Origin of the sequence: Actinomyces sp. MRS3W, from assembly GCF_032465695.1 — a bacterium.
Classification (GTDB): Bacteria; Actinomycetota; Actinomycetes; order Actinomycetales; family Actinomycetaceae; genus Actinomyces.
Map to the genome: position 1 here is coordinate 1 of NZ_JAWDJJ010000037.1, position 5,521 is coordinate 5,521.

The 5,521-nt window shown below is 69.6% G+C and carries 3 protein-coding genes; 1 reads left to right on the forward strand and 2 read right to left on the reverse strand.

Features of this window, described 5'->3' with window-relative positions; genetic code table 11:
- The coding region (locus RWX45_RS01025) for a TPM domain-containing protein (protein ID WP_316021935.1) at positions 1–2,003 on the reverse strand (2,003 nt) is incomplete at its 3' end.
- Positions 2,004–2,174: 171 nt separating this feature from the next.
- Here RWX45_RS01025 and RWX45_RS01030 point away from each other — a divergent pair.
- Entirely contained in the window at positions 2,175–3,107 is a 933-nt protein-coding gene (locus RWX45_RS01030; protein ID WP_316021936.1) for a type 1 glutamine amidotransferase, read from the forward strand.
- Positions 3,108–3,144: 37 nt separating this feature from the next.
- Here the strand turns inward: RWX45_RS01030 and RWX45_RS01035 are convergent, their stop codons facing one another.
- Positions 3,145–4,860: a DNA repair helicase XPB gene (locus RWX45_RS01035; RefSeq protein WP_316021937.1), complete on the reverse strand. Its 1,716-nt coding sequence runs from the start codon at positions 4,858–4,860 to the stop codon at positions 3,145–3,147.
- Positions 4,861–5,521: the final 661 nt, after the last annotated feature.

Sequence of the window (5,521 nt, forward strand, 5' to 3'; positions counted from 1 at the left end):
CCGCCCAGCAGGATGCCGCCGAGTACGAGCGAGCCCAGGTCGATTCCGCCTTGGCTGGAGGAGCCACCCGAGCCGGAGCCCCAGGAACCGGAGTTGCGCACGTCGGCCTCGGCCAGGGCTTGCGCTTGCGCGACCAGCGACTCCCCGGAGGCAACCTCGGCCAGCGCCGCTGTCGGATCCGTCGACTGGAGCGACGTGGCGGCAGCCGCATGGCGGGAGGCTTCGGCCAGAGCTGTGCGCGCCGAGGAACCGACCGCTCCGCGGTAGCTGGTGATGTAGGAGGTGACGGCGGAGACTTGCGAGTTGAGCCGGCCCAGGCGTGAGCCCAGGGAGGCCCGGGCGCGCGAGTCGTTCTCCTCCTGCTCGCGCGCCGGGGCCAGAGCCGCATCGAGAGCCGCCTCGGCGCGCGTCAGGTGATCCAGCGCGGCCAGCGGATCACCATCCGGGTCGGAGGCGGCACGTCCCTCGGCCACGGCCGCCTCGGCGTCGGTCACCAGTGGCTGCAACGAGGCGGCCGGTACCTTCCCCGCCAGCCGCTGGGCGTCGACCAGGTCGGAGGAGATGGAGGCGATGGCCGCCTCCAGGTCCGCGTCGGCCCGCTCCAGGCGCTCGCGTACGCCGCTCACCTGGCCGGCCAGCTCGCCCGCCTGCGCAATCGAGGCCTGGGCGATGCGCACCTGCTCCACGGCGGTGGACTGGTTGCCGGCGTCCGCGCTCGCACGGGCCTGGTCCAGGGCCGCGCGCCCGGCGTCGAGCAGCTTGCGGGCCCGCACGGGCGCCTCGGACACACTGGTGAGAGCGCTGGGCGGGTAGGTGGCGTGCAGCGTGGTCAGCAGCGTGTCCGCCGTGGCAATGGCCTGCTCCGCCTCGGTGGCGCGCTGGGAGGTCTCCGCAATGGAAGTTGGCAGATTCTCCTCAATGCCGCGCCGCTCCTTGAAGGCCGCCTCCTGCGCCTCGATGGCGCCGGTGGCGTCGGCGCAGTGGGCCAGGATCGCCTCACACAGCTGGCGCTGGTCAGCTTCGCTCAGGGACGCGTCGTCGAGACGGCCGCGCAGCTCGAAGGCCTGGGCGACGTGCTCCTGGGCCGTCTCCAGCGCGGCGGTGAAGGCATCGGTGGCGGACAGGCCGAACTGTGCCTGCGCGTAGGACAGCTCCTCGCCGGCTGACTTCACGGCGTCGTCGGTGCTCACCAGGGTGGCGCCGGCGCGCGTGCGTAGCTGCTCGAGCGGTTCGGTGGGCTGGACGGCCGTACCGGTGCCGGCCTTCCGCTTGCGGCTGCGGCTGTAGGCGACGACGCCCGCTGTGCCCGCTGCGACGGCGCCGATGCCCAGGAGCAGGCTGGTGCCCGATCCGGAGGAGCCGGAGCCGGTGGCGTCCGCTATGGCGGTCACGGCGCCGTCGTAGTTGCCGCTTGCCAGTGCCCGCTGGATGTCGCTGCGCACGGAGTCAAGCTTGGAATCGCTCCACACCGAGTTGTTGGCGGAGCCGCCGAAGGCGAAGGTGTTGGTTCCGTCGGCAGGCATATTGATGACCAGCAGCAGGTCGGTGGTGCCGAGACCGGAATCCTCCCAGGCCTGGGCGGCGTACTGCTCGGCGGTTTGGGAGTCGTCACTCATGGTGACGATCCACAGGCCGATGCCCTGCTTGGCCAGCTGATCGACCACCTTCTGTGCGGCATCGTCGTCAAGGATTCCCGCATCGTCGGTGACATGGTTGGTGAGCTGCGTTGACACGGCGGTCGGCATGCGAGCGGCGGCGTCGGCGGGGACCCCGTTTGTCAGCGAGGTGACCTCGCCGGTTCCGACCACGGGGGTGTTCGCGGCCTGCGCCACAGGCACGGTCCAGGCCGCGGCGCCGCCGAGCAGTAGGCCGCACAGAGCCAGCCGGGCGGCGACTCGTGCGGAACGCCGCATCCTGTCCCGGGAAGCCCCGGCGACGTCGGTGCGGGCGGCAGCAGTAGCAAAGGCAACAGAGCCCGTGAGCGGGCGGGCAGAAGATCGCATCAGGGGACATCGTCCCCGGCAAACGTCCGGACGGCAAGCGGTTTCGCCGCCAGCGCCGGGTTCGAAGGGGCGGCATCGAACGGTGACGAGTGCCGGGGAGCGTGGTTTTGCGACCTTTATGCGGGCGGGTCCGGTTGGCGCAAGCCGCATGGTCGACTATCAATAGTTCCCATGACTGATGCTTCCAATCCGGCCTCGCACGCAGCTTCGTCCCCTGTCGAGCCCGCTGCTCGCGCCGCCTCAGCCCGCCCCACCGACACGGTCATCACCGTTGTTGAGCCCGAGGCGCGTGCCCCCCTGGGCAGACTGCGCGAGTGGTTGTCCGCGGAGAGGCTCACCGTGCGCATGGTGCGGCCCGAAGCCGGTGACCCATTGCCCGCCTTCGAGGACCTCGGTGACGGCCTCGTCGTCCTCGGTGGGCCCATGAACGCTCATGCGGTGGCCGCGCATCCCTGGATTCCCGAGCTGGGAGAGCTCCTGCGTCGCGTGGTGGCGGAGGATTTCCCCGCCGTTGCCATCTGCCTGGGTGCGCAGATTGCCGCGGAAGCACTCGGCGGCGCCACCGCCGCCCCCTCTCCGTACGGCACCGAGCGCGGCGTCGTCGAGCTGGAACTGACCGAGGCGGCGGCCACGGACCCGCTGTTCTCCGAGATCGTCGATGAGTCCGTGCGCGCGGCGGTGCGCGCCGGCGTCTCCACGCAGGACGGCACCCGGCTACCGGTGCTGGTCTCACATGACGACGGCGTCGTCCGCCTCCCCGAGACGGCGACCCTACTGGCCTCCTCCGCCAAGGCCCCGGTGCAGGCCTGGCGCATGGGCAAACTCCTGGCCCTCCAGCATCACCCCGAGTCCACGCCCGCCCGTGTGGAATTCGTGGAGTCTCGCGTCACCGCCCGCGCCCTGGGCCTCGACGCCGACGACGAGACGCTCATGTCCTTAACCGACGCCGATCTGCCCGCCGAGGCGGTCGCCGCCGGGCAGCGCGTGCGTGCGGAGGCGGAGCGGGTCGAGCCCGTGGTTCAGGCATTCGGTCGTGCCCTGGCCCACACCCTCGCGCGGCAGGCCCACGCCCATCGCGTGAGCGCTGCCAACGGCGGTGAATGATCAGCCATGGGCCCGCACAGATGGGTAGCGAGCGCCGTCAGTCGGCCGGGGCCGAGGCATGTAGATCCTCGGCGTCGATGACCTCGTAGGCGTATCCCTGCTCGGCCAGAAAGCGTTGCCGGTGCGCGGCGAACTCCTGGTCCACCGTGTCCCGGGCGATCACCGTATAGAAGTGCGCCTGCCGGCCGTCGGCCTTGGGGCGCACAATCCGCCCCAGCCGCTGCGCCTCCTCCTGCCGGGAGCCGAAGGAGCCGGACACCTGCACGGCGACCGATGCCCCCGGCAGGTCGATGGAGAAGTTCGCGACCTTGGAGACCACCAGCGTGGTCACCTCGCCGGAGCGGAAGGCGTCATACAGGCGCTGGCGCTCGCGCACCGTTGTCGCCCCGGTGATGACCGGGGCCCCCAGGTGCTCGGCCAGCTCCTCCAGCTGATCCACGTACTGGCCGATGACCAGCGCCGACTCCCCCCGGTGCCGCTCTAACAGCGTGTCAACGATTTTCAGCTTCGCCGGGCTTGAGGCAGCCAGCCGATACCGGTCCTCCGCCTCAGCGGTGGCGTAGGTCATCCGCTCCCCGGCCCCGAGGGTGAACCGCACCTCGGTGCACACGGCCGGGGCAATCCAGCCCTGGCTCTCCAGGTCCTTCCACGGAGCGTCGTAGCGCTTGGGGCCGATGAGGCTGAAGACCTCGTCCTCGCGCCCGTCCTCGCGCACCAGGGTCGCCGTCAGCCCCAGCCGACGGCGTGCCTGCAGATCCGCCGTCATGCGGAAGATCGGGGCGGGAAGCAGATGCACCTCGTCGTAGACGATGAGCCCCCAGTCGCGCGCGTCGAGCAGGTCCAGGTGGGGGTAGACGCCCTTCCGCTTCGTGGTGAGCACCTGATAGGTAGCGATTGTGACCGGGCGGATTTCCTTACGCGCCCCCGAGTACTCACCGATCTCGTCCTCCGTGAGAGAGGTGAAGCGCAGCAGCTCCTGCTTCCACTGGCGTGCGGAGACGGCGTTGGTCACCAGGATGAGGGTGGTGGTGGAGCTCTTCGCCATGGCGGCCGCCCCCACCAGTGTTTTGCCGGCGCCACAGGGCAGCACCACGACGCCGGAACCGCCCGCCCAGAAGGAGTCGACAGCCTGGGCCTGATAGGGGCGCAGCGCGAAGGCCCCGGCCACGCCGGCGGCGACATCCTCAGGGGAGTCGTGCAGCGCGATCGGATGCGCCTCGCCGTCGACGTATCCGGCCAGATCCTCCGCCGGCCACCCCAGCTTGATGAGCACCTGCTTGAGGTGGCCCCGCTCCGAGGGGTGGACGACGACGTCCTCCGGTCCCAGGCGCGCACCCAGCAGCCCCTGGGTACGCTTGGAGCGCATGACCTCCACCAGGACGGGCGCGTCGGTGGCGTGCAGCACTAGGCCGTGCGCCGGATCGGTGACCAGCTGTAGACGACCGTAACGGCCCATCGTCTCGGCAATCTCGGTCAGCAGCGAGTGCGGGACCGGGAAGCGCGAGTAGGTGATGAGCACGTGGATGACGGTTTCGGCGTCCAGGCCCGCAGCGCGGGCATTCCACAGGGCCAGCGGGGTGATCCGGTAGGTGTGAATGTGCTCGGGGGCGCGCTCGAGTTCGGCGAAGGGCGCTATCGCGCGCCGCGCATCAGCGGCGTCGGGATGGGAAACCTCCAGCAGGACCGTTTTGTCGCTTTGAACGATGAGGGGGCCATCGGGAAGCGCGGGAGTGGAGCCGGGCAGATCGGACATGGGCGCGAGTATCCCAGGGTCCGCGACCCCGGCGCCGTTCCCTGCCTCACGCCGGAAGCCGGTTGGCCCTCGTGCCGAGCCCCTCTTCGCCTCGGCTCTCAGCTGAGGAAATGGCGGGGACGAGGCAATGGCGCGCGCTCAGCGGAAGTTCTTCAGGAGGTAGGCCTCGGCCGTCTCACACGAGATGCCGTTGTTGGCTTCGACGATGTCGCCAAGTGGCGCGTATCTCGGGTCCTGGGCCGCTGAGGTCCTCCCGGCCCGTGTGCTTGGCGGTGGACCGGCGTTGGAGGCGGTCTCGGCGCGGTGGGCCTGAGGAGAATGGAGCTGGAGGTGGTTGTTGCAGGTCGTATTGTCGCAAATGGTGACAAACGAGCCCACAGCCGCAGGCAGCATTTTGCAGATCGTTGGAATGACGCCATTCTGCTACACGGCAACGGGGCGGTTCTCGGCGTTTGTCACCATTCGCGACAATGTTGCGGTCTCAGACCCCTCCGACGTGTTCAGTGCAGTCCCCGCCACAGCGACAAACACCTAACACATCAAACGGTTTAGACCGAGACGGGGTCTTGTCCTCTCGTCGTCAAGCGCGCTCAGCGGAAGTTCTTCAGGAGGTAGGCCTCGGCCGTCTCACACGAGATGCCGTTGTTGGCTTCGACGATGT